The sequence below is a fragment of the Marinobacter sp. B-12 genome (genome assembly GCF_056857915.1).
Map to the genome: position 1 here is coordinate 1 of NZ_JBSXOB010000038.1, position 22,969 is coordinate 22,969.

Consider the following 22,969-nt stretch of genomic DNA (forward strand, 5'->3'; position numbering starts at 1 on the left):
AGTTCCTGGGCGTCGGAAATACCGTCGTTATCGCTGTCGGTGTCGAGCGCATCGATAACGCCGTCGCCATCGCTGTCACGGGGGTTAGACAGGTCACCACCAAACTCTTCCGCGTCCGGGATGCCGTCGCCGTCAGAGTCGGGAACGGACGGGTCAGTGCCAGCCGCGATTTCAAAGCCGTCGGGCACTCCGTCATCGTCCTCGTCACAGCGAGAGACGGTGTTGTCCGGTGAACAGACGTCTTTCACCAGGTTCACCTGGTCAGTTGCCTGATTGGTCGCCGTGTCGCGGATGATCGCACTGATGGAAATCGGGCCATCGTCGAGTTCGGTTGTATCAAAGACCACCGAGAACGACCCCCCACCGCTGCCGTCATCGGCACAGGCAATGCCTGTCCGGGAGAGGGTTGTGCTGGCATCACTGATATCAAGGTCAAGGGTGTCATCCACGGCGCTACAGCTGCCGGCTACCGTGTAGGCGGGTGTTGTGGTGCTGTCCGGGCCTTCGGAGTTGGCCAGCGAGATGGTAGGCAAAGTGACATCGACAGTCAGTTCGTCGGTGCTTATGTCTGAGCTTTGCTGGCCAGCAGAGTCGGTAACGGTTGCCACCACCTCGTACTGCCCGTCGCTCAGCGCAGCGTTACCCGGAATGACAAGTGTCCAATTGTTGCCTGTCAGCGTGAGATTACCATCGCCTTCGGTGTAGGTTCTGGCGTTAACGTTCACAGCCAGCGACGCACCGGAAAAGACCACGGCAGTACCTGTCAGTTCGGGCGTGCTGTCATTGGTCAGCAGGCTGTCTACTGTCGGCCGTTCAACCAGAGTGATCGTGCCGGTGTTGCCGATCGCTACGCCGTTGATCGTGCCGGTGATGTTGGAGCTGCCGGTGGTGTTGTCGGAGGTAAACGTCGCGCTGTAGCTGCCGTCGCCGTTATCGGTCACGTTGCCAACGGTGCCAAGCGTCGCGCTCAGGGTAACGGTGTCACCGCCAGTGGTCAGGGCATTGCCGTTTTCATCGACGGCCTGAACCGTTAAACCACTCTGGGTGTTGCTGTCCGCGACCAGTGTCGGTAACGAAGTAGCGATAGTACTCTGGCTGCCATTGGCATCGCCGGGCGCAAACTCCACGCTGGCCGTGTCACTGATCTGTGAGGCATCGAGAGTACCACTGACCAGCGCTGTTCCCGCCTCGGTAGACGAGGTCAATGTTGCCGTGTAGGTACCGTCGCCGTTGTCGGTTACCGGGCCAAGACTGCCTGAAGAGGTGGTGAGGACAACCGCATTTCCACCTGAATCAAGGCTGTTCCCGTTCGCGTCAACGGCCTGAACCGTCACCGTAGAGGTTGTCGTGCCGTCCGCCGTAATGGGTGATGGCGAGGCCGTAATGGTCGTGTTGGCGGCTGTGGCTGGCCCCGCAACAAAGGCGACACTGGCGCTATCGGTGATCGAAGCCGCGTTCAGTGTGCCGCTCACTGTGGCCGTTCCTTTTACCGTGGATGACGTTAGCAGAGCCGTGTAGGTGCCATCGCCATTGTCGGCAAAGTTAGACAATGTTCCGGCGTTCGAACTCAGAGCAATCGTGTCACCACCGGTAGTCAGGTTGTTACCGTTGGCGTCTTTGGCCTGCACGGTAATGGTGGTGTTGGAAACGCCATCTGCAGTAATTGAAGACGGCGTGGCGGTAATGGTGGATGTCGCAGCCGAGGCATCACCTGGCACGAATTCCACACTGGCACTGTCAGTTATGTCGGCGCCGTTCACCGTACCGGTGATCGTTGCGGTTTCAGCGGTTGTTGACGATGTCAGCGTCGCCGAATAGGTACCGTCTCCGTTGTCGGTGACGTTGCTCAAAGTGCCCGCGGTTGTTGCCAGTACCACGGTATCGCCACCAGAGGTGAGGGCATTGCCATTGGCATCGATTGCCTGGACGGTCACAGTCGAAGTCGTTACGCCATCGGCGGTAATCGACAGTGGTGCGGCCGTCAGTGTGGTATTGGCCGCTGATGCCGGGCCCGGAGTGAACGTAACCGTGGCGTCGTCAACAACGGTTTCACCGTCAATGGTGCCGGTGATCGTTGCATTGCCGGCGGTTGTGTCGGACGTCAGTGTGGCTGAGTAGGTTCCGTCGCCATTGTCGGTAACGGCGCCAAGAGTACCGAGGGTGGTTGAGAAAGTGACGGTCTGGCCGCTGAACGACGTGTTGTTCGCTGCAACGTCCCTGGCCTGGAGCGTAATTGTGGACGTGGTTATGCCGTCTGCGACAATGGAAACTGGATTGGCGGAGAGGATTGAGTCCTCTGCAGTGCCGGGTAGCTCCGGCCCCTCGTTCTGCACATGCGTAAAGCTGACAGAATTGAAATCCTGCTGAACGGGGAAGCCACCATCATTATAGAAAAGCAGTGCTTCGATGGTGTAGGTGCCGCTTTGCTCCTCGATCTGGTATGTCGGGCTGTAGGATTTAGTCAGGGTTTCTCCAGCCGTTGCGGAAAAGTCCTCGGAGAGAACGCCAATGTTGTTTCCGTCCGGATCGATGACGTTCAGTTCCACGCGATAGTCACCGGTGGTGTTAATGTCGATGACGGCATCCACGTCCATGGTGACGGTGGAGCCGGCAATACCGTAATTGGTGATGCTGAACGCGGTGGTGTCGGCATCCTCTTCCGAGCCGCCGTCGACCAGTAGCTGTCCCCAGTAGACCGTTAGCGCCCACATGGTACCGGTACCCGACGAATCAGCGATGGTGATTTCCACGAGGTTATTACCCGGTTGGATAATGCTTGGGTCTACTGAGAAGCGGGTTGTGTTGTCAATGTTGTTCTCCCCCGACAGCCTTCCCAGTTCAACGCCATTCAGGAAAACCGTATCGGTCTCCCCCGCTTCTTCGTCGACATCGTTGGCATTGATTGTCAGAACAGCGCTGGTGCTCGGCAAAGCCCCGGTGACATCAATGTTAAATTCAATAGGATAGATGACGTTGGTATTGTCCAGACGAAAATCCATGTCGCCGTCAGCTGCACCTGAGCGAGCATTGTCTTCGTTGTCTGTGTCGGTGAAATAGGTTTCGCCGGCAAACGCTTGTGCACTGACCTGAAAAGCCAGGAGACACAGCAAAAGTCTGAAAATGATCGCCGGAAAACGGCGCCCTTGGTTTGATGGCACGGGAATCCCCCCCCCCCATTGTTATCGTTAAAGCTCTTCAGCGAAGGCTCATAGGTGGTAGAAAACGATCCGCGCTTACAACTCCGTTGATCATTTTTCAAACACCGCTATTAAACTTAATAAACGTTAATAAACCTAGAAAAGATGCGCTTCGAACTGTAAAAAAATGTAAATTTTTTAGAGGGTTAATTTGTTGAGTTCAGGAGAGGTTATGGGTAGGTTGCTACTGGTAGAGAGAATGGGATTAATGGGTGTGAGGGATTGAAGCCCCCGGTTCCGGGGGCTTGGATGGTAAGTCAGTGCGCCAATACCCGGCTCAGAAACGCCTGGGTACGCTCATTCTGCGGGTTGTCGAAGACATCTGCCGGTTTGCCTTCCTCGACTATCTGGCCTTCGTGGATGTAGATCACGCGGTCGGCCACTTCGCGGGCGAAGCCCATTTCGTGGGTCACCACCATCATGGTCATCCCTTCCTTGGCCAATTCCCGCATCACGTCCAGCACTTCACCGATCATTTCCGGGTCCAGCGCTGAGGTGGGTTCGTCGAACAGCATCAGGCGGGGTTCCATGGCCAATGCGCGGGCAATGGCCACTCGCTGCTGCTGACCACCGGAGAGCTGGCTGGGGAACTTGTCCGCCTGGCTGCCGATACCTACTCGATTCAAGAGGCGTTCCGCCGTGGCGTTGGCGACGGTTTCGGGGGCATCCTTGACCTTTCGGGGCGCGAGCATGATGTTTTTCTTCACCGTCAGGTGAGGGAACAGGTTGAACTGCTGGAACACCATGCCGACTTCCTTGCGGATTTCAGCCAGAGCTTTCGGGTTGCCACTCTTCGGGGCAAGCTCGTTCCCGTCCACCACCAGCTTGCCGGACTCGAACTCTTCCAGCCCGTTGACGCAACGGATCAGGGTGGATTTGCCGGAGCCACTGGCGCCGATAACAACCACCACTTCGCCGGCTTCAACGGTCAGGTCAATTTCCTTGAGGACATGCAGGGTACCGAAGTACTTGTTCATGCCCTGCATTTGCACGATCTGTGTCATGGGTACCTATCCTTCAGACAGAAGCCAGTCCGCGCCGCTCAATCAGGCGGAGCACGAGTGAGAGGGAGAGGGTAATCGCGAGGTACATGATCGCCACCACGAAGTAGACCTCGAAGGCGGTAAAGGTGTTGGCGATGTACACCTGGCCCTGACGAACCAGCTCGCCCACACCGATGACCGAGAACAGTGACGTGTCCTTGATGCTCACGATCGCCTGATTGCCCAGGGGCGGGATCATGCGGCGGAAGGCCTGGGGCCAGACAACCGACCAGAAGGTCTGGGAACGGGACAGGCCCAGCGACAGGCCGGCCTCGGTCTGACCTTTGTCGATGGATTGCACGCCGCCCCGAACCACTTCGGAAATATAGGCGCCGGAGTTCAGTGCAATAGCAGCAATACCGGCGGTCAGTGGGTCAATGGGGCCGCCCACCAGGTCCGGAAGGCCGTAGAAGATAAACAGCACCTGCACGAGAATGGGGGTGCCGCGAAAGATTTCGATATACGCTGTTGCGGGCCAGCGAAAGAACCATTTTTTATTGATGCTCAGCAGGCCGAAAATAATACCCAGCACAAAACCGATGGCGAGACCGCCAAAGGAAATAAGCAGGGTATAGGGAATGCCTTTGAGCAGGTAAGGAATGGCATTGATGGCTGCCTGCCAGTCAAACTGAAACTGGAATTCCACAGTGGATGTCTCCGTTGGATGGGGAGTTACCAGCCGGGGTGTTGTGCACCCCGGCTGTGGTTTTCAGTTTTACATGTCTTCCGGCATGGGGCCGAACCACTTCTCGTAGATTTTCTTGTAGGTGCCGTCTTCCTTGATGGATGCCAAGGCTTCGTTGACGTCGTCCACCCACTCACTGCCGTTTTTCAGGGCGATGCCGTACTGCTGGCCTTCGTAAAGTTGGCCAACGGTTTTGACCTTGCCTTCACCGCGGGTGCTGGCGAAGTAGCCAACGTTGGGCGCATCGTAGAACACCGCGTCAACGGCGCCTGACATCAGGGCCATGTACATGTCTGAACTGCCTGGGTAGGGTGTTACGCCGTCATTTTTGTCCAGCGTTTTCATCAGGTAGTCGTAACTGGTGCTGCCGATCTTGGTGCCGATTTTGACGCCTTCGAGGTCGGAGATCTCTTCAACTTTGCCGTTGTCCTGGCGTACCAGAATTCTCAGGCCGGAATCGTAATACGGATCGGAGAAATCAACGATTTCCTCACGCTCCTCGGTGATGGTGATCCCGGCAATGGCGATGTCCACGTTGCCCGTCTGCAGGGCAGGGATGATGCCGTTAAAGTCCATGGTGTTCAGGTCGATCTCAAAGCCGGCACGGTCTGCCACTTCGCGGATGATCTCCATGTCGAAACCGATCATCTCGCCGGTCTCCTGGTCCATCATTTCGAACGGCACGAAGCTGGGGTCGGTGACGACGCGCAGGGTCTCTGCGCTGGCAGTGCCTGCGGCAACGGTAAGTGCCAGTGTTGCGCCAACCGTCTTAAGCCATTTGGTGCTCATACAATCTCCTGTTTTTACTTTTGTTGCCCGTGCACCCGGTGGAGTGCTCCAGAAATGCGGGCTGATCAAGCCTGTTCTTTCCGGGGGCGGTTTGTGGAACTGCAACCCTTACACTTTAGACCATCAGGCGGAGAAATGCAGAAAATCAAATGGTTGGAGGGGGCAACCCTCTCCCATGCAGGGAGAGGGTTGGGGGAGTGCAGGGGAGAGCCGTGAAAGCCTAGAACGCAATTTTCTCCCGCTCACCAATCCCCAGGTTTTTCCAGATACTCAGGCTCGGTTCCGCTTGGTTCAGGGTATAGAAGTGAAGCCCGGGCGCCCCGGCGGCAAGCAGTTTCGCACACATTTCGGTGACCACTTCCTCACCAAACTTGCGGATGCTGTCGCTGTCATCGCCGTAGGCTTCCAGCTGCTTGCGGATCCAGCGGGGAATTTCCGCGCCGCACATGTCCGAGAAGCGGGTCAGGTTGGAGAAGTTGACGATGGGCATAATGCCCGGCACCACCGGAATGGTGACGCCCATCTTCTCCAGACGGTCGATGAAGTAGAAGTAGCCGTCCGCGTTGAAGAAGTACTGAGTGATGGCGCTGTTGGCACCGGCTTCGACCTTGCGGGCGAAGTTCTTCAGGTCGTCTTCCGCGGTGCGGGCCTGGGGATGAAACTCCGGGTAGGCCGCTACTTCAATATTGAAGGTATCGCCGCTGTACTCGCGGATAAAACTCACCAGCTCATTGGCGTAACGCAGTTCACCAGCAGCGCCCATGCCGGATGGCATGTCGCCTCGCAGGGCGACGATCCGGTTGATGCCGTTGTCGCGGTAGACGTCCAGCAGTTCCGCGATGCTGTCGCGAGTGGCGCCCACGCAGGACAGGTGCGGCGCCGTTGAAACGCCCCGTTTGTGAAGGTCCAGCACCGTCTGCACGGTGCGATCCCGGGTGGAGCCGCCGGCACCGAAGGTAACCGAGAAGAAATCCGGATCAACCTCGGCCAGGGTGTTGCGAACCCCTTGCAGCTTTTCCCAGCCCTTGTCGGTCTTGGGTGGGAAAAACTCAAAGCTGAAGCGGCGTTTGAACTGTTTCTGGGTTTCCATGCTGCTACCTGATCAGTACTTGTAACTTTCCGGCTTGTACGGGCCTTCGACCGGTACACCAATATACTTCGCCTGCTCCGGCGTCATCTTGGTGATCACGCCACCAAAGCCTTCCACCATGGCGCGGGCCACTTCCTCGTCGAGATGTTTCGGCAGAACCTGAACGTAGATACCCTTTTCACGGGCCTCTTCCGGAAGGTCGGCAAACTTGCGCTCGAACAGATACATCTGCGCCAGCACCTGATTGGCGAAGGAACCGTCCATGATCCGTGATGGGTGGCCGGTGGCGTTGCCCAGGTTTACCAGGCGGCCTTCGGACAGCAGGATCAGGTGGTCGTTGGCGGACTTGTCGCGATACACCACGTGCACCTGCGGTTTGACCTCGTCCCACTCCCAGTTCTTGCGCATGTAGGCGGTGTCGATTTCGTTGTCGAAATGGCCAATGTTGCACACCACGGCGCCGCTCTTGATGGCTTTGAGCATGTTGGCATCACACACGTTCATGTTGCCGGTGGTGGTTACCAACAGGTCAGTATTCTGCAACAGCGCCTTGTCGACGCCTGCTTCAGTTCCGGTGTTGACGCCATCGAGGTACGGCGACACCACTTCGAAACCGTCCATGCAGGCCTGCATGGCGCAGATCGGGTCGGCTTCGGTGACCTTCACGATCATACCTTCCTGACGCAGGGAAGCGGCAGAACCCTTGCCCACATCGCCGTAGCCGATGACCAGCGCTTTCTTGCCGGACAGCAAGTGGTCAGTGGCACGCTTGATGGCATCGTTCAGGCTGTGGCGGCAGCCGTACTTGTTGTCGTTCTTGGACTTGGTCACTGCGTCGTTGACGTTGATGGCCGGCACCTTCAGCTTGCCGTCCCGCAGCATTTCCTGCAGGCGGTGTACGCCGGTGGTGGTTTCTTCGGTCACGCCGTGGCAGTTAGCCAGAATCTCCGGATACTTTTCGTGGAGCAGGGCCGTCAGATCGCCGCCGTCGTCCAGAATCATGTTGGGTTCCCAGCCATCGACGTCGGCACCAACTGTGCGTTCGAGGCACCAGTCGTATTCTTCGTCGGTCTCACCTTTCCAGGCGAAAACGGGGATGCCGCTTTCGGCAATGGCAGCAGCTGCCTGATCCTGGGTTGAGAAGATGTTGCACGATGACCAGCGCACCGTAGCGCCCAGCTCGACCAGCGTTTCAATCAGCACGGCGGTCTGGATGGTCATGTGAATGCAGCCCATGATGTTGGCGCCTTTCAGCGGCTGCTCGGTTTTGTACTTCTCACGCAGAGCCATCAGTGCGGGCATTTCGCCTTCAGCAATGTTGATTTCCTTACGGCCCCAGCCCGCGAGTGAGATATCGCGAACTTTGTAGTCATCGAAGTTTTTCAGTTTTTCTGCCGGAGTGCTCATATGGTGTTCTCCCGTCTTTGAACTGTTGGCCTGGAGTACTGGTCCCCTGGCCTTGGAATTTGGTGCATCGGCGGTGGGGGGATTCTCTCCCCGGAAACGCTACGAGCACATCCATGTGCGCTTGGGGTCGGCCATCCTTGGCCTCCCACATTCCGGGGAGAGAATCCCCCCACCGCCTCGTTTAAATTTTGGTGATGGCCGTCATTAGTACGACCAAGGCCTTTGATTTGGCCTTTAAAAACTGTCTCCGCTGAAATCAATGCGGGAGACAAAACCTCTATCCCGCCTATTTCGAGAAGCCCTCACCACAATGCGAAGCGGTGGTGAGGGACCCCTTTCATGGACTGTGGGAGGCCAGGGATGGCCGACCCCAAGCGCACACGGATGTGCTTGTAGCGTGTCCATGAAAGGGGTCCCTCAGCGCCGCCGCCCCCATCAGCAGCGGGCTAACCCAAGCTCAACACAACTCAAATGCCAGCAGCATCCTTAAGAAGGTCCGCACGATCCGTCTTCTCCCAGGGGAACGAGGTAAACGTCTTGCCGCCCACCGTCATCTCAACCGGCTCGCGGCCGAAGTGGCCGTAGGCCGCGGTGGCCCGGTACATCGGGTGCAGCAGGTCCAGCATGTTGGTGATCGCATACGGGCGCAGGTCGAAATGCTCGCGGACCAGCTTGATGATCTTGTCGTCGCTGATCTTCCCGGTGCCGAAAGTATTCAGGGAGATGGACGTAGGCTGCGCCACACCGATGGCGTAGGACACCTGAATCTCACACTTCTCCGCCAGGCCGGCTGCGACAATGTTCTTGGCGACGTAACGGCCGGCGTAGGCGGCGGAACGGTCGACCTTGGACGGGTCCTTGCCGGAGAAAGCACCACCACCGTGGCGGGCCATGCCGCCGTAGGTGTCGACGATGATCTTGCGCCCGGTCAGGCCGCAATCACCCACGGGGCCGCCGATCACGAACTTGCCAGTCGGGTTGATGTGGAACTGGGTATCCTTGTGCAGCAATTCCGCCGGCAGGGCATGCTTGACGATCAGTTCCATCACCGCTTCTTTCAGGTCAGCCTGGGACACGTCTTCGTCGTGCTGGGTGGACAGAACGATGGCGTCGATGCCAGTGACCTTACCGTTTTCATAGCGGCAGGTGACCTGGCTTTTCGCGTCGGGGCGCAGCCATGGCAGCAGGCCGCTCTTGCGGGCTTCGGCCTGGCGTTGTACCAGACGGTGAGAGAAGGTGATCGGGGCCGGCATCAGCACATCGGTGTCGTTGCTGGCGTAGCCGAACATCAGACCCTGGTCACCGGCACCCTGATCTTCCGGCTTCTGGCGGTCAACACCTTGGGCGATGTCCACGGACTGCTTGCCGATGATGTTGATGATGCCGCAGGTGTCACCGTCGTAGCCCACAGTAGAGGAGGTGTAGCCAATGTCCTTGATCACGCCGCGCACCAGGTCTTCCAGATCCACCCAGGCGCTGGTAGTGATTTCGCCACCGACGATAGCAACCCCGGTCTTTACCATGGTTTCGCACGCAACCCGGGCACGGGGGTCGTCAACCAGGATGGCGTCGAGGACGGCATCGGAAATCTGGTCAGCCAGTTTATCAGGATGGCCTTCAGAGACCGATTCGGAGGTAAAGACGCTGTAGTCAGGCATAGGGTTGCTCCTCTGTGAGCGTTGCAAATTCGGGCCGGCAATAGGTCTTTGGTTGAGGCCGGCTGTTTTGATGTCGGTATCGTAAATCAGTTTTCAGAGTCTGCATAACTCTATATCAAAAAAAATTGATACAGTTCTGGTTTCTGTCTTATGTGGACTCTGCGGTTTTCCAGAATTCTCTTACCTGCACCTGAAAGCCGTTTCTGAGCCCGATGAACAGTGACTCTCCTGCGGCCAGGCCGGCATCGGTCGCCCAACTGGTGAGCTCTTCGGGTTCAAAGCCCAGCCACAGATCGCCGCAGGCTTCCTTCGCCCAATCCTGGTCGTGGCTGCACAGATCGCTGACAAACAGGCAGCCACCGGTGTTCATCAGTGCCGAGGCATCCAGAAAAATGTCCGCCGGGCTGGGCACGTGATGCAGGACCATGTTGGCTACTACCAGGTCAAAATCGTCACCACGTGCCAACAGGTTGTCGGTGACACCTTCAATCAGATCGACATTGTTCAGGCGCTCATCAATACAGGTGCGCGTGGCCTTGGCGAGCATGTCGCGGGAGTTGTCCAGTGCCACTACATGCTCACAAATCTTTGAGAGCACCGGCAGGAATGCACCTTCACCGGGGCCGATTTCCAGGGCCGTTTTCCAGTCATGACGCTCGGAACGATTGCGAATCAGGTTCGCCACCGGTTCGGCGTAGAGATCAAACGCGGCGATGAGCTCCTGTTGCTCCCGGAATTTCTCCGCATAGCGGGAGAAGAAGGCCTGGGACTGGTCCGCGCGCTGATTGCGAATGGCTTCGATTTTTTCCTGAAGGTGCCCTGGCAGAGGAATACGGTCCACGCTCTGGAAAACCTGGCGGATGGTCTGGTCCGTCAGCTTGTCGCTTTCAAGGTTCAGAGGGCGCCGGTAGAAAATGGCGTTGCCTTCCCGCTGGGGTTCCAGCAGTCCTGCCTTGTGCATCACCTTCAAATGATGGCTCATGCCCGACTGGCGCATCTCAAAGAGCTGGCTCAGCTCCAGAACGCCGAAGGTGTCCCGACGCAACACCCGCAGAATCTCCAGGCGTAACGGATCGCCGCTCGCTTTGAAAATCGGTGCCAGGGCGTCCACAGAGGACAAGTCATTAGCATGCGTGGTCAAGGATGTCATGGGAGGAAAGTGTAGGCATGTCGTGCCGGGCAATCAACATCTATATCAAAATAAATTGATATAGATTCAGATCTATTTGAAAAATCAGATAAAATTTCAGGGCGATAATTCCAGTGTGGGAAACATCCGTAAAACATCCTTAAAAAGAGCGTCGCCGATTTGCCCCGATGGTCACTAATCGGCGAAAATACGCGCCTTATTTTCAACTGCTCACCTTTTGCCGACCAAAAACTGGAGAAACGTCAATGCCGTCTCGCACAGATCTCGCCAACGCCATTCGCGCGCTGAGCATGGATGCGGTTCAGAAAGCCAAATCCGGCCACCCGGGCGCGCCCATGGGTATGGCGGACATCGCCGAGGTCCTCTGGAATGATTTCCTTAGCCACAACCCGGCCAACCCCCAGTGGGCTAACCGTGACCGGTTTGTGCTGTCCAACGGCCATGGCTCCATGCTGCAGTATTCCCTGCTGCACCTGAGCGGCTATGACGTCTCCATCGAAGACATCAAGAACTTCCGCCAACTGCACTCCAAAACCCCGGGCCATCCGGAATACGGCTACACACCGGGTGTTGAAACCACTACGGGGCCGCTCGGGCAGGGTATTGCCAATGCGGTCGGCTTTGCGCTGGCAGAGAAAGCCCTGGCGGAGCAGTTCAATCGCCCTGGCCATAATGTTGTTGATCACTACACCTACGCCTTCCTGGGCGATGGCTGCCTGATGGAAGGTATTTCCCACGAGGTGTCTTCCCTGGCTGGTACATTGGGCCTTGGCAAGCTGATCATGTTCTATGACGACAACGGCATCTCCATCGACGGTGAAGTGGACGGCTGGTTTACCGACGACACGCCCAAGCGTTTTGAATCCTACGGCTGGCAGGTAATCCCTGCTGTTGACGGACATAACCCGGAGGCCGTTCGCGCTGCCATTGAGGCTGGCCGGGCGAATACAGCCCAGCCCACGCTGATCTGCTGCAAGACCATTATTGGTTTTGGTTCCCCCAACAAGCAGGGCACCGAAGCCTGTCACGGCGCAGCGCTGGGAGAGGACGAAATTGCACTGACCCGTGAGAAGCTGGGTTGGAGCCACGGTGCCTTCGAGATTCCTTCGGAAATTTATGGTGCCTGGGATGCCCGTGAAAAAGGCGCCGCCGCACAGGCTGAGTGGGAGCAGACGTTTGCCGCCTACGAAAAGGCTGAACCGGAGCTGGCCGCTGAGCTCAAGCGTCGTATGGCCGGAGAACTGCCGGCGGACTTCTCCGAGAAGGCCCAGGCGTATATTCAGGAGTGCCAGGACAAAGGCGAAACGGTCGCCAGCCGCAAGGCGTCCCAGAACACCCTGAACGCCTATGGCCCGATGCTGCCGGAACTGCTGGGTGGCTCTGCCGACCTGGCGGGCTCCAACCTCACCATCTGGAATGGCAGCAAGCCGCTGACCAAAGAAGACGCCAGCGGTAACTACGTTTATTACGGTGTTCGCGAATTCGGCATGGCTGCCATCATGAACGGCGTCGCCCTGCATGGCGGCTTCGTGCCTTACGGCGCCACCTTCCTGATCTTCATGGAGTACTGCCGCAACGCCGTGCGCATGGCCGCGCTGATGAAGCAGCGCTCCATCTATGTGTTCACCCACGACTCCATTGGCCTGGGTGAAGATGGTCCTACTCACCAGCCAATAGAGCAGTTGGCGAGCCTGCGCACCACGCCCAATATGAGCACCTGGCGCCCGGCGGATGCCGTGGAATCCGCGGTGGCCTGGAAAGCCGCCCTGGAGCGTGTCGATGGCCCGACTGCGCTGGTCTTCTCCCGTCAGGGACTGCCGCACCAGCAGCGTGATGCCGAGCAACTGGCCAACATTGCCAAGGGTGGCTACATCCTGTCAGACAGCGAAGGCACGCCGGACCTGATCCTCATCGCCACCGGCGGTGAAGTGGGGCTGGCTCAGGACGCCGCTGAAGCTCTGCGCCAGAAGGGTAACAAGGTTCGCGTGGTGTCCATGCCTTCCACCGACACCTTCGATGCCCAGAGTGCTGCGTATAAGCAGGAAGTGCTGCCGCTGGAAGTGACCAACCGGGTTGCCGTTGAAGCGGCTATTGAAGACTACTGGTACAAGTACGTTGGCCTGGACGGCCGTGTGGTGGGCATGAGCACCTTTGGTGAGTCAGCGCCGGCCGGTGAGCTGTTCAAGGAGTTTGGCTTTACGGTGGATAACATCGTTGCTGTGGCCGGGGAGCTGCTGGAAGCCTGATGAGTACCGCTGCACCGTATCGCATCGCCATCAATGGATACGGCCGTATCGGCCAGTGCGTCTTGCGTGCACTTTATGAGAATCGTTTTCGCGATCATCTTCAGGTGGTCGCGATCAACGAACTGGCGGATATCGATACCATTGCCCATCTCACCCGCTACGATTCCACCCATGGTCGATTCCAGGGTGAGATAACCGTTGAGGGCGGTTCCCTGCTGGTGAACGGCGACCGTATTCGTGTCGTCCGTTGCGCCGAAGCATCGGAACTGCCCTGGGACGAGCTGGGCATTGATCTGGTGCTGGAGTGCTCCGGTGCTTTCACCGACCGGGCGACGGCCGAGCAACACCTGAAGGCTGGTGCGGAGCGCCTGCTGTTCTCACAACCGGCTGAATCCGATGTGGATCGCACCATTGTTTATGGTGTGAACCAGAATCAACTCACAAGGTCCGACCGAATCGTGGCCGCTGCCTCCTGCACCACCAACTGCCTGGTGCCGGTTATCCAGGTGTTGGACGACGCGCTGGGTGTAGAGCATGGCACGACCACCACTATTCATGCGGCCATGAATGACCAGCCGGTGATCGACGCCTACCACCATCAGGACCTGCGCCGAACCCGCAGCGCCTTGCACAACATTGTTCCAGTCGATACAGGCCTCGCGAAGGGCATTGAGCGTTTGTTGCCTCACATGGAAGGCAAGTTCAGCTCGGTGGCCATGCGGGTGCCCACCATGAACGTATCGGCAATCGACATGGTGGTGAATGTCAGAGAAAACACCTCGGTGGAGGCGGTAAACAGCTTACTAGAAAACGCCGCCCGCGGCCCGCTGAAACACATACTGGGCTACACCGATGAGCTTCTGGCCAGTTCCGATTTCAATCACGACGCCCATTCCGGCATCGTCGACGGAGGTCAGACGCGCGTAACCGGCGGCACCATGGTGAAGGTGCTGTGCTGGTTTGATAACGAGTGGGGGTTCGCAAATCGGATGCTGGACGTCAGCAAACACTGGCTCTCCAGCCACTGACACATTTTTTGATCAGGGGATGAACAACGATGACTATCAAGAGAATGACCGATCTGGATCTCGCCGGTAAGCGGGTACTGATTCGTGAAGACCTCAACGTACCGGTAAAGAACGGCGAAGTATCCAGCGACGCCCGCATCCGTGCCTCGCTGCCGACGATTAAGGCGGCAAAGGACGCCGGCGCAAAGGTTATGCTGATGTCTCACCTCGGCCGCCCGGAAGAAGGCGTCTACGACGAAGCCTCCTCGATGAAACCGGTGGCTGATCACCTCAGTAAAGTGCTGGGCCAGGACGTTCGCCTGATTACCGATTATCTGGATGGCGTTGACGTCGCCGATGGCGAAGTTGTCCTGTTTGAAAACGTCCGCTTCAACAAGGGCGAGAAAAAAGACGACGAAGAGCTTTCCAAAAAGTACGCCGCCCTGTGCGATGTCTACGTGATGGATGCTTTCGGCACCGCCCACCGCGCCCAGGCCTCTACTCATGGCGTCGCTCGCTTCGCCCCGGAAGCCTGTGCCGGCCCGTTGCTGGCAGCAGAGCTGGAAGCCCTCGGCAAAGCCCTGGATAACCCGGCCAAGCCCGTGGTTGCAATTGTCGGCGGCTCCAAGGTGTCCACCAAGCTGGACGTCCTCAACGCCCTGGAAAAAGTCTGCGATTCCATCATCGTCGGTGGCGGCATCGCCAACACCTTCCTGGCGGCCGCCGGTCACCCGGTCGGCAAATCCCTGTGCGAACACGACCTGATCGACACGGCCCGCGAAATCGCCTCCCGCGTAGAAATCCCGCTGCCGGTAGACGTAGTCGTCGCCAGCGAATTCGCCGAGACCGCGACCGCCACCACCAAGAACATCTCCGACGTCAGCGACGACGACATGATCCTCGACGTTGGCCCGGAAACCGCTGGCCAGTTCGCCGAGCTGCTGAAAAATGCCAAAACCATCCTCTGGAACGGGCCGGTCGGCGTCTTCGAATTTGACCAGTTTGGCAACGGCACCCAGTCCCTGGCGAAAGCCATCGCCGAAAGCGATGCTTTCTCCCTGGCTGGCGGCGGTGATACCGTTGCCGCCGTTGATAAGTACGGTGTGAGTGACAAAATCTCGTACATTTCCACCGGAGGTGGCGCCTTCCTGGAATTCGTGGAAGGAAAGACATTGCCTGCTGTCGCTGTGCTGGAAAAGCGCGGCGAATAGCACAAATTTGAATCGCGAGGAGGGCCAGTAAGCCCCGTCCGGGACCGTCAAAAACATGGATGTTTTTGTCGAGCGTACATGGACGTATTCACAGCGTGTCCCGGACGGGGCTTACTGGCCCTCTAAAGCAGACTCCAAACCAAGCAGTCTGCCAAAGACATTATTAAATAAACCAAGGAGACAACCCCAATGGCCCTGATATCGATGCGGCAACTGCTGGACCACGCCGCCGAGCATGGTTACGGTGTACCGGCGTATAACGTGAACAACCTTGAGCAGATGCGCGCCATCATGGAAGCGGCTGACAAAACCGATTCTCCGGTGATTGTTCAGGCCTCCGCTGGTGCCCGCAAATACGCCGGTGCGCCTTTCCTGCGGCACCTGATCCTTGCGGCCATTGAAGAGTTTCCCCACATTCCGGTGGTCATGCACCAGGACCACGGCACCAGCCCGTCGGTCTGCCAACGCTCCATTCAACTGGGCTTCAGCTCCGTGATGATGGACGGCTCCCTGGGCGAAGATGGTAAAACCCCGACCGACTACGAGTACAACGTGGACGTCACCCGTCGCACCGTGGAAATGGCTCACGCTTGTGGTGTTTCCGTTGAAGGTGAACTGGGTTGTCTGGGCTCACTGGAAACCGGCCAAGCCGGCGAAGAAGACGGCATTGGCGCAGAGGGCACCCTGGATCATAGCCAGATGCTGACCGATCCGGAAGAAGCTGCAGACTTCGTCAAGAAAACCCACGTCGACGCTTTGGCCATCGCCATCGGCACCAGCCACGGCGCCTACAAGTTCACCCGCCCACCGACCGGTGACATCCTGGCGATTGAGCAGATCAAAGCCATCCACAAGCGCATTCCGGACACTCATCTGGTCATGCACGGTTCCAGCTCGGTGCCCCAGGAGTGGCTGAAGATCATCAACGAATACGGCGGCGAAATCCCGGAAACCTACGGTGTGCCTGTTGAGGAAATCGTTGAAGGCATCAAGCACGGTGTTCGCAAGGTCAATATCGACACCGACCTGCGCCTGGCCAGCACCGGCGCAACCCGTCGCTTCCTGGCCCAGAATCCGGCTGAGTTCGACCCGCGCAAATTCCTCAAGGCGACCATGCAGGCGATGACAGAAGTCTGTGTTGCTCGCTATGAAGCCTTCGGCACCGCCGGCAACGCCAGCAAGATCAAACCGGTTAACCTTGAGCGTATGTTTGAGCGGTATGCGTCTGGTGAGCTGGATCCCAAGGTTCAATAAGCCTTGGGGTTTGCCTCTGTAGCCTGTTGGTTGCGGGGCTTCGCAGAGGTGGGCTTTTCTTCCGGGACACGTCGTGAATACGTCCCTGTAGACCCCTAAAAAACATCCCTGTTTTTTAGGGTCCCGGAAGAAAAGCCCGCCTCTGCTTGTTTAGCCTCTCGATATCGCCCGCTCTATCAGTCTTCGTCAAACGTTGCCCGAATATCTTTTGCGATAACACTGATGCTGACATGAGTCGCGGTGGGAATACCTTTCCAGAAATGTGGAGCGCCAGGGATGGCGCGACCAAGCCCTACATGGACGTATTCACGGGCGTTTTCTGGAAAGGTATTCTCACCGGGGCGCCACCCGCAGAAATCAACAGGCTACAAGCCCAACCTTAAGGCATGACAAAAGCCAACAACTGATACGCATCAATTCTGATACGCCCCCACCTTGTAATTTCCCCTCACTCATCAAATATAGAGTTAATAATCGGGCGAAAAATGCCCAGCCATCTAAGCAGGTGTGAGGGAAAGCATGGACTTCAAAGACTATTACGCCGTACTCGGTGTGAGCGAGTCTGCCTCCCCCGAGGAGATCAAGAAGGCCTACCGCAAACTGGCCCGGAAATACCATCCGGACGTCAGTAAGGAGGAGAATGCCTCCGACAAGTTCAAGGACATCGGCGAGGCCTACGAAGTACTGAAAGATCCCGAAAAACGGGCCGAATACGACGAGCTGAAAAAGTACGGTTCCCAGAAGGACGGATCGTTCCAGCCGCCTCCCGGATGGCAGAGCGCGTCCGGCTTCGGGGGTGGTGGCTACACCGAAGCCGATGCGGCCCAGTTCAGCGACTTCTTCGAGGAAATCTTCGGCGGTGGCCGTCGCGCGGGAGCCGGATTTGGCTCCGCGTTTGGCGGTGGCTTCGGGGGCGCGCGCCAATCTATGCGCATGCGGGGTGAAGACGTTCATGCCCGGATCGCGCTGTTCCTGGAGGAAGCTTTCCATGGCTGCGAAAAGCAGGTGTCGTTTAACGTCCAGGAAGCCGACGCCCAGGGCCGCGTCGTGCCGCGTCAGAAAACCCTCAATGTGAAGATCCCCGCTGGCATGAAAGAAGGGCAGCACATCCGCCTGAAAGGCCAGGGCGCTCCCGGTATGGGCGGTGCGGAGAACGGTGACCTGTTTATCGAGGTGGAATACGCACCGCACCCCCACTTTACGGTCGAAGGGCGGGATATAATAGTGACGGTTCCCATCGCACCCTGGGAGGCGGCTCTAGGCGCCTCGGTCACGGTGCCGACCGTGGGCTCGAAGGTGAACGTGAAGGTGCCCAAGGGCTCTTCCAGCGGTCGCAAGCTGCGCCTTAAAGGCAAGGGCCTGCCAGGCAAGCATCCTGGCGATCAGCTAGTGGTGTTGCAGATCGTGATGCCTGAGCAGCACAGCGAAAAAGCCGAGGAACTATACAAACAGTTGGCCGAGGCCGAAAAAGGGTTCAATCCACGCAGCAAGTTGCATGTCTAAGCGGGGGATGAAGGATGACTGACAAAGACCATATCCTGAGCGTCGAACTGGTGGAACCAACCGCTACATTCACCTTGCGGGAAATCTGCGAACGCGGGGAGTGCCATGCCGAGTTTGTTATTAAACTGGTGAGCTACGGTGTGATCGCCCCGGTAGAGGAATCCCCGGAAGCGCGCCAGTGGCAATTTGATCTGGAGGCCCTCGCCCGCTTGCGAAAGGCCCAGCGTTTGCAGCGTGATCTGAAAATGAACCTACCGGGGTTGGCCATGTCCCTTGAGCTTCTTGACGAGGTCCAGGAGATGCGACGTGAAGTCGATCGCCTGAATCGACAACTGAGGCAATTTTTAGGCGAGGCATAGTCATAAGTTTGGCGGGTGTGCCAGCCGACCCACCCGCCAAACTTGAAACGCTACTCCTTGTCCATCTTCTGCAACTCCGCGTAAATCTTCTCCGCTTCCTCCATCAACGTGCCATGGGTACGTAAGTCGCCATTGCGCTGGGCATGCAGCGCCTTCTGAAGCTTGGCTTCGTATTCCTTCTGCAGTTTCTTCTTTGGATCGCCCTTCAGGAATCCCAGCATTTTCTCACCTGTTTTCATTCATGTGTCTGGGAGCTTACGCCAATTGGGCACGAAAGTTCACAGACGAGCCCCCGTGTTGCGAATGGTATTCGTATGCCGGACTCCCAATTTCAAACAATTTCACGGGGTTGTTACAAAATCGGTACACGAACACGCCACTCCGTAGTCTACGTTTTGCTCTATAGTCAGGCATAAGCATGGCCAGGCAGGCCACGTCCTGCCGCCGGGATGTGTGATTCAAACGTGTTGACGGAGTCCGTATGCCCCCTCGTTTTCTGAAGGCACTGGTAACCAGCCGCTTGCTGCGACCTGTTTTCCTGATCCTGATTGTTGCTGGCGTGGTGCAGGTGGCCATGAGTCAATGGCTGATTTCCAATCAGGTGAACAGCCTGGTCGATACCGCCGGTTCCGCTCTTGAGGCCAGTAGCCGGGAAGTCAGTGCGTCGTTTGGTGACACGCGTGAAGACGTTCGCAATCGCCTACAGCTTATGCAGCAGAGGACCACGGAGGAGTTGGCGGGTGAATTGACGCGCCAGCAGACGGCACAGCAGGAGCGGGTTGCCAACAACGTTCGGTCGGCGGTTATGTCGGAAGCGCAGGGTCTGGCGGAGGTGCTGGCGGCGGTTGCCGCGCCGCTGATCTGGGACCGCGATGTGCCCCGGCTGACGGATCTTATTGAGCTGGCGGATGCCCGGGAGTCGGTTCTTTTTGCGGTCTATTACGATCAATATGGGGAAAGGCTGACCCGCTATGTCGATCGCACGGATGATCGCGTACGCACCTTGATGGAGCAGGGGGAAGGCCGTGGTGCAGCAAACAAAGTCCTGGATGCGGCAAGCCGCGATCCCAATGTGGTTATTATCACCGCTGATATCCAGCCCGAGGGCACGGCGATTGGCCAACTGAGGATGGGGCTCTCCCTGGAAGGGATCAACCGTGACCTGGCAGCCCTGGAAGAAGAATTCAGCGAGACCATCAGCGGCAGCATCGATGCGCTGCGCCAGACCCTGGAGGTTGAAACCGGAGAGGTCAACCAGCGCCTACAGCAACAGCTTGCCACCATGGGTGAAGATACACAGGCGCGTATTGATAGCACTGTGGAGGCACTGGATCGAGAGGCGGGCAGCCTTTCCTCCAATCTCTCGTTCCTTGCCGTCGGCTCCGTGGTTGTGTTGATTGTTCTGGTGGCGGCCGTGCTCGGCGGCGGTCTTCTTCCCCGCGTGCTCCGGTTGAGTTCAGCCATCTGGCAAATCGCCGATGGTGAGGCCGATCTGACTCGCCGGGTATCCCTCAGAGGCCGCGACGAACTGACGGAAATGGCTCGGGGCATGAATCAGTTCATCGCTCGCATCCAGGAGCTGGTGTCAGACGTGAAGTCTTCTGCCGAATCAGCCGCCGACAGGGCCCGTGAGCAGGGACAGATTAGCCGCGATGCGGTCTCGGCCGTTAATCGCCAGCAGCAGGAAGTGGCCGAGGTATCGGATACCATGTCGGCAATGTCAGGCAGTATTACCGAGGTGGCCGACAGCGTCCAGGAAATGGCCGGTTCCGTCCAGAACGTGAACGCGGAGAGTGAGGCAACGGCAACAATCTCCCGCGATGTGAGAGGGCGACTGGATCAGGTCGTCAGCAATGTGGAGCAGGCCGTCGCGGCGGTTAATGAACTGAACAGCCAGAGTACGGAAATTGATTCCGTGCTGTCAGTGATCGGAGCCATTGCCGAGCAGACCAACCTGTTGGCGCTTAATGCCGCCATTGAAGCGGCGAGGGCGGGTGAATCCGGACGAGGCTTTGCGGTCGTGGCGGATGAAGTGCGTACCCTGGCCAGCCGCACCCAGGAATCCACCACGGAAATTCAGGGCATTATTGATCGCCTTCAGCAGGGCAGCCGCCGGGCGGTGACCGTGATTGATCAAGTTTCGGGGCAGGTGGCGGAATCCTCCGCCGAATTCCGTCGTGCCGACGAGCACTTCGACCAGATCAACCAATTGCTGGGCAGCCTCCAGAAACGCGCGCTTGAGATTTCGGCGGTCGCGGAAGAGCAGGGCAGGAATGCGGGTGAAGTCAGCATCAGCGTCACCGACATCGCCCGCCTGTCCGGTGAAACCGTAGACGCCATCGAACGCTCAGATCAGGCCAGCGGGCATATCGGGGAACTGCTGGAAACCCTGCAGGGCAAGGCATCCCAGTTCCGGGTGTAAGTACGCCCGGTTACTCTACTCACGGAGCCGTGCGCGGGCTTCCCGGTATTCTCTGCCAATTCGCCCGACCAGATCGCTGACCGAGATAACGTCGGTGATCTGGCTGACGCCCTGGCCGGCAGACCAGACGGTTTTCCAGGCTTTGGCTTCGTCGTCCACCGGTTTGAGCTTTTTGCCGTAGTCCAGTTCCCCGGCCTGGTTCAGCTTGTCCATGGGGTAGCCTGCCGCCTCCAGGCTTTGGCGCATGAAGTTTGCGGGAATCCCGGACACCGCCGGTGTGTGGATGATATCGCCGGATACCGCCTCGATAATCATGCTCTGATAGGCCGCTTCCGCCCGCGATTCGGTGGTGTTGATAAACCGCGTGCCCAGATAGCACAGGTCCGCGCCCATCGCCTGGGCGGCCAGAATATCTTCGCCTTTGGAAAGCCCGCCGGCAAGCAGGATCACGCCGTCGAACACCTCGCGGATTTCGTGCACCAGCACGAATGGGTTAATGATGCCGGCGTGTCCGCCCGCACCGGCAGACACCGCGATAATGCCATCCACACCTGCTTCGGCTGCCTTGCGGGCGTGTTTCTGGTTGGTCACATCGTGGAACACCAGGCCACCGTAACTGTGCACCGCTTCGGTCACTTTGGTGGCGGCTCCCAGGGAGGTGATCACTATGGGCACCTGGTGTTTCACGCACAGGTCCAGATCGGCCTCCCAGCGCGGGTTCGTGCGATGTACGATGAGGTTCACAGCGTAAGGCGCGGCTGTCTGGTCCGGATGGGTTTCCCGGAAGTCTTCCAGGCCTTCGTTCATCTGAATCACCCATTCCTCGAAGCCCTCGCTGGTGCGCTGGTTCAGGGCCGGGAAGCTGCCAACAATGCCCTGCTTGCAGCAGGCCAATGCCATCTCCGGGCCGGAGATCAGGAACATGGGCGCCGCCACCAGCGGGAGGCTCAGCGATGTCTTCAGGGATTCAGGTAAGGCCATGAGAATTCCTTAATTTTTGTTGGAACTTATGTAATGTATAAAGATCTTAGCGTGCTCATTACCGCATGAAAATGTCCACGAATGAATAAACAATAAGGAGCTTTACCATGGGCGAGGCAAAAAGAAGAAAAGAGACCGGCGCACCGCCGCCCAACAGGAAGAAAGATCGTAAGTCGTTGTACATCGGCATCAGTGTCATCGTTCTTGTCTTTGTTGCGGTGGGCGTCTTTTTCCTGACGGCGAGCCCGGCCCCCACCTCGGATGAGTTGCCGATTGCCGGCCCTAACGCCGATCCATTTCCTGCCCAACTGGACCGCTTCGGCGTCTCTGTTGGTGACGAAGACGCACCCGTGGTGGTGCGGGAGTTCGCAGACTACCAGTGCCCCGCCTGCGCGCGCTTTTCGGACGCCAGCCAGCAGTTGAAACAGGAATACGTGGAGACCGGCAAGGTGCGCTTTGTGTATTTTGATCTGCCACTCCAGCAACACGACAACGCCATTCCAGCGGCACAGGCCGCTCGTTGCGCCGGTGACCAGGATGGTTACTGGGCCATGCACGACAAGTTGTTCGACATGCAGACCGAATGGAGCGGTTCCAGCAGCCCGGTTGATACCTTTAGCCGCTACGCTGACGATCTGGGGCTCGATGAGCGCCGTTTCAGCCGGTGTATGACCACAGATCTTCACGTCGAAGAAATCGAGCAGAGCCGTCGAGTGGCCATGCAGCTCCGCGTTACCAGTACCCCAACCGTGTTGGTGGACAATATCCGCCTGACTCGCCCCGGCTGGGGGCAACTGTCGGCTGTGGTTGAACGGGAGCTGGCCGGCTCCCAGTAATAATACGGCGACAGCTTCTCTCTGGAAAACTCCCGCGTTGCGGGAGTTTTCCAGGCCGAAAGCGACAGCGCCGGGCACTGTTAATGACGTCGCTGTAACCCCCCGTAATACTTTCCCTCCTCCGTATTCGT

18 protein-coding genes are annotated in these 22,969 nt (G+C 58.0%); 8 read left to right on the plus strand and 10 right to left on the minus strand.

Annotated elements, in window-relative coordinates:
• The 8 genes from AC13D2_RS05030 to AC13D2_RS05065 all read right to left on the minus strand — a co-directional run.
• The coding region (locus AC13D2_RS05030; protein ID WP_482938288.1) for an invasin domain 3-containing protein at positions 1 to 3,158 on the minus strand (3,158 nt) is incomplete at its 3' end.
• Positions 3,159 to 3,454: 296 nt separating this feature from the next.
• Positions 3,455 to 4,201: an amino acid ABC transporter ATP-binding protein gene (locus AC13D2_RS05035; protein ID WP_036208977.1), complete on the minus strand. Its 747-nt coding sequence runs from the start codon at positions 4,199 to 4,201 to the stop codon at positions 3,455 to 3,457.
• Positions 4,202 to 4,214: 13 nt separating this feature from the next.
• Positions 4,215 to 4,886, minus strand: coding sequence for an amino acid ABC transporter permease (locus tag AC13D2_RS05040; protein WP_292049227.1), 672 nt, complete (start codon positions 4,884 to 4,886; stop codon positions 4,215 to 4,217).
• A 69-nt stretch (positions 4,887 to 4,955) separates the two neighbouring features.
• The gene (locus AC13D2_RS05045) at positions 4,956 to 5,714 is read right to left on the minus strand and encodes a transporter substrate-binding domain-containing protein (RefSeq protein WP_421843831.1); all 759 of its coding nucleotides are present in this window, start codon (positions 5,712 to 5,714) and stop codon (positions 4,956 to 4,958) included.
• A gap of 220 nt (positions 5,715 to 5,934) precedes the next feature.
• Positions 5,935 to 6,804, minus strand: coding sequence for a methylenetetrahydrofolate reductase [NAD(P)H] (gene metF, locus AC13D2_RS05050; protein WP_482938289.1), 870 nt, complete (start codon positions 6,802 to 6,804; stop codon positions 5,935 to 5,937).
• Between the two features lie 12 nt (positions 6,805 to 6,816).
• On the minus strand, positions 6,817 to 8,211 hold the full coding sequence (gene ahcY / locus AC13D2_RS05055; protein ID WP_482938290.1) for an adenosylhomocysteinase: 1,395 nt from the start codon (positions 8,209 to 8,211) through the stop codon (positions 6,817 to 6,819).
• Positions 8,212 to 8,678: 467 nt separating this feature from the next.
• The gene (gene metK / locus AC13D2_RS05060; RefSeq protein ID WP_482938291.1) at positions 8,679 to 9,869 is read right to left on the minus strand and encodes a methionine adenosyltransferase; all 1,191 of its coding nucleotides are present in this window, start codon (positions 9,867 to 9,869) and stop codon (positions 8,679 to 8,681) included.
• A gap of 148 nt (positions 9,870 to 10,017) precedes the next feature.
• Positions 10,018 to 11,019, minus strand: a complete 1,002-nt coding sequence (locus tag AC13D2_RS05065) for a metalloregulator ArsR/SmtB family transcription factor (protein WP_300496604.1) — start codon at positions 11,017 to 11,019, stop codon at positions 10,018 to 10,020.
• Between the two features lie 245 nt (positions 11,020 to 11,264).
• Here AC13D2_RS05065 and tkt point away from each other — a divergent pair, with 245 nt between their 5' ends.
• The 6 genes from tkt to AC13D2_RS05095 all read left to right on the plus strand — a co-directional run bounded on the left by tkt (position 11,265) and on the right by AC13D2_RS05095 (position 18,599).
• Entirely contained in the window at positions 11,265 to 13,265 is a 2,001-nt protein-coding gene (tkt, locus tag AC13D2_RS05070) for a transketolase (RefSeq protein WP_300496601.1), read from the plus strand.
• Entirely contained in the window at positions 13,265 to 14,293 is a 1,029-nt protein-coding gene (gene gap, locus AC13D2_RS05075) for a type I glyceraldehyde-3-phosphate dehydrogenase (protein ID WP_482938292.1), read from the plus strand. The genes tkt and gap overlap by 1 nt, the downstream gene beginning before the upstream one ends.
• Positions 14,294 to 14,322: 29 nt before the next feature.
• Positions 14,323 to 15,483 carry a phosphoglycerate kinase gene (locus tag AC13D2_RS05080; RefSeq protein WP_421911293.1) on the plus strand — a complete coding sequence of 387 codons (1,161 nt, stop codon included), beginning with the start codon at positions 14,323 to 14,325 and terminating at the stop codon, positions 15,481 to 15,483.
• Positions 15,484 to 15,672: 189 nt separating this feature from the next.
• A complete protein-coding gene (gene fba, locus AC13D2_RS05085) occupies positions 15,673 to 16,737 on the plus strand; it encodes a class II fructose-bisphosphate aldolase (protein ID WP_292049236.1) in 1,065 nt (354 codons plus the stop codon).
• 519 nt (positions 16,738 to 17,256) lie between these two features.
• Positions 17,257 to 18,240 carry a DnaJ C-terminal domain-containing protein gene (locus AC13D2_RS05090; RefSeq protein ID WP_300496591.1) on the plus strand — a complete coding sequence of 328 codons (984 nt, stop codon included), beginning with the start codon at positions 17,257 to 17,259 and terminating at the stop codon, positions 18,238 to 18,240.
• A gap of 14 nt (positions 18,241 to 18,254) precedes the next feature.
• The gene (locus AC13D2_RS05095; protein WP_007154963.1) at positions 18,255 to 18,599 is read left to right on the plus strand and encodes a chaperone modulator CbpM; all 345 of its coding nucleotides are present in this window, start codon (positions 18,255 to 18,257) and stop codon (positions 18,597 to 18,599) included.
• Between the two features lie 50 nt (positions 18,600 to 18,649).
• Here the strand turns inward: AC13D2_RS05095 and AC13D2_RS05100 are convergent, their stop codons facing one another.
• A complete protein-coding gene (locus AC13D2_RS05100) occupies positions 18,650 to 18,820 on the minus strand; it encodes a DUF6435 family protein (RefSeq protein WP_126813158.1) in 171 nt (56 codons plus the stop codon).
• Positions 18,821 to 19,080: 260 nt separating this feature from the next.
• Between AC13D2_RS05100 and AC13D2_RS05105 the strand changes: the two genes are divergently transcribed.
• Positions 19,081 to 21,021, plus strand: a complete 1,941-nt coding sequence (locus AC13D2_RS05105) for a methyl-accepting chemotaxis protein (RefSeq protein WP_278366608.1) — start codon at positions 19,081 to 19,083, stop codon at positions 21,019 to 21,021.
• A gap of 15 nt (positions 21,022 to 21,036) precedes the next feature.
• Here AC13D2_RS05105 and AC13D2_RS05110 read toward each other — a convergent pair whose 3' ends face one another.
• Positions 21,037 to 22,002, minus strand: coding sequence for an NAD(P)H-dependent flavin oxidoreductase (locus AC13D2_RS05110; protein WP_278366610.1), 966 nt, complete (start codon positions 22,000 to 22,002; stop codon positions 21,037 to 21,039).
• Between the two features lie 107 nt (positions 22,003 to 22,109).
• On the opposite strand from AC13D2_RS05110, the gene AC13D2_RS05115 reads away from it, so the two are divergent.
• Positions 22,110 to 22,838, plus strand: a complete 729-nt coding sequence (locus AC13D2_RS05115) for a DsbA family protein (protein WP_278366612.1) — start codon at positions 22,110 to 22,112, stop codon at positions 22,836 to 22,838.
• Positions 22,839 to 22,969 lie beyond the last annotated feature (131 nt).

Coding starts and splice junctions, on each gene's coding strand:
- AC13D2_RS05035 (WP_036208977.1), bottom strand. CDS start 4,201: ATGACACAGATCGTGCAAATGCAGGGCATGAACAAGTACTTCGGTACC.
- AC13D2_RS05045 (WP_421843831.1), bottom strand. CDS start 5,714: ATGAGCACCAAATGGCTTAAGACGGTTGGCGCAACACTGGCACTTACC.
- metF (WP_482938289.1), bottom strand. CDS start 6,804: ATGGAAACCCAGAAACAGTTCAAACGCCGCTTCAGCTTTGAGTTTTTC.
- ahcY (WP_482938290.1), bottom strand. CDS start 8,211: ATGAGCACTCCGGCAGAAAAACTGAAAAACTTCGATGACTACAAAGTT.
- metK (WP_482938291.1), bottom strand. CDS start 9,869: ATGCCTGACTACAGCGTCTTTACCTCCGAATCGGTCTCTGAAGGCCAT.
- AC13D2_RS05065 (WP_300496604.1), bottom strand. CDS start 11,019: ATGACATCCTTGACCACGCATGCTAATGACTTGTCCTCTGTGGACGCC.
- tkt (WP_300496601.1), top strand. CDS start 11,265: ATGCCGTCTCGCACAGATCTCGCCAACGCCATTCGCGCGCTGAGCATG.
- gap (WP_482938292.1), top strand. CDS start 13,265: ATGAGTACCGCTGCACCGTATCGCATCGCCATCAATGGATACGGCCGT.
- AC13D2_RS05080 (WP_421911293.1), top strand. CDS start 14,323: ATGACTATCAAGAGAATGACCGATCTGGATCTCGCCGGTAAGCGGGTA.
- fba (WP_292049236.1), top strand. CDS start 15,673: ATGGCCCTGATATCGATGCGGCAACTGCTGGACCACGCCGCCGAGCAT.
- AC13D2_RS05090 (WP_300496591.1), top strand. CDS start 17,257: ATGGACTTCAAAGACTATTACGCCGTACTCGGTGTGAGCGAGTCTGCC.
- AC13D2_RS05095 (WP_007154963.1), top strand. CDS start 18,255: ATGACTGACAAAGACCATATCCTGAGCGTCGAACTGGTGGAACCAACC.
- AC13D2_RS05100 (WP_126813158.1), bottom strand. CDS start 18,820: ATGCTGGGATTCCTGAAGGGCGATCCAAAGAAGAAACTGCAGAAGGAA.
- AC13D2_RS05105 (WP_278366608.1), top strand. CDS start 19,081: ATGCCCCCTCGTTTTCTGAAGGCACTGGTAACCAGCCGCTTGCTGCGA.
- AC13D2_RS05110 (WP_278366610.1), bottom strand. CDS start 22,002: ATGGCCTTACCTGAATCCCTGAAGACATCGCTGAGCCTCCCGCTGGTG.
- AC13D2_RS05115 (WP_278366612.1), top strand. CDS start 22,110: ATGGGCGAGGCAAAAAGAAGAAAAGAGACCGGCGCACCGCCGCCCAAC.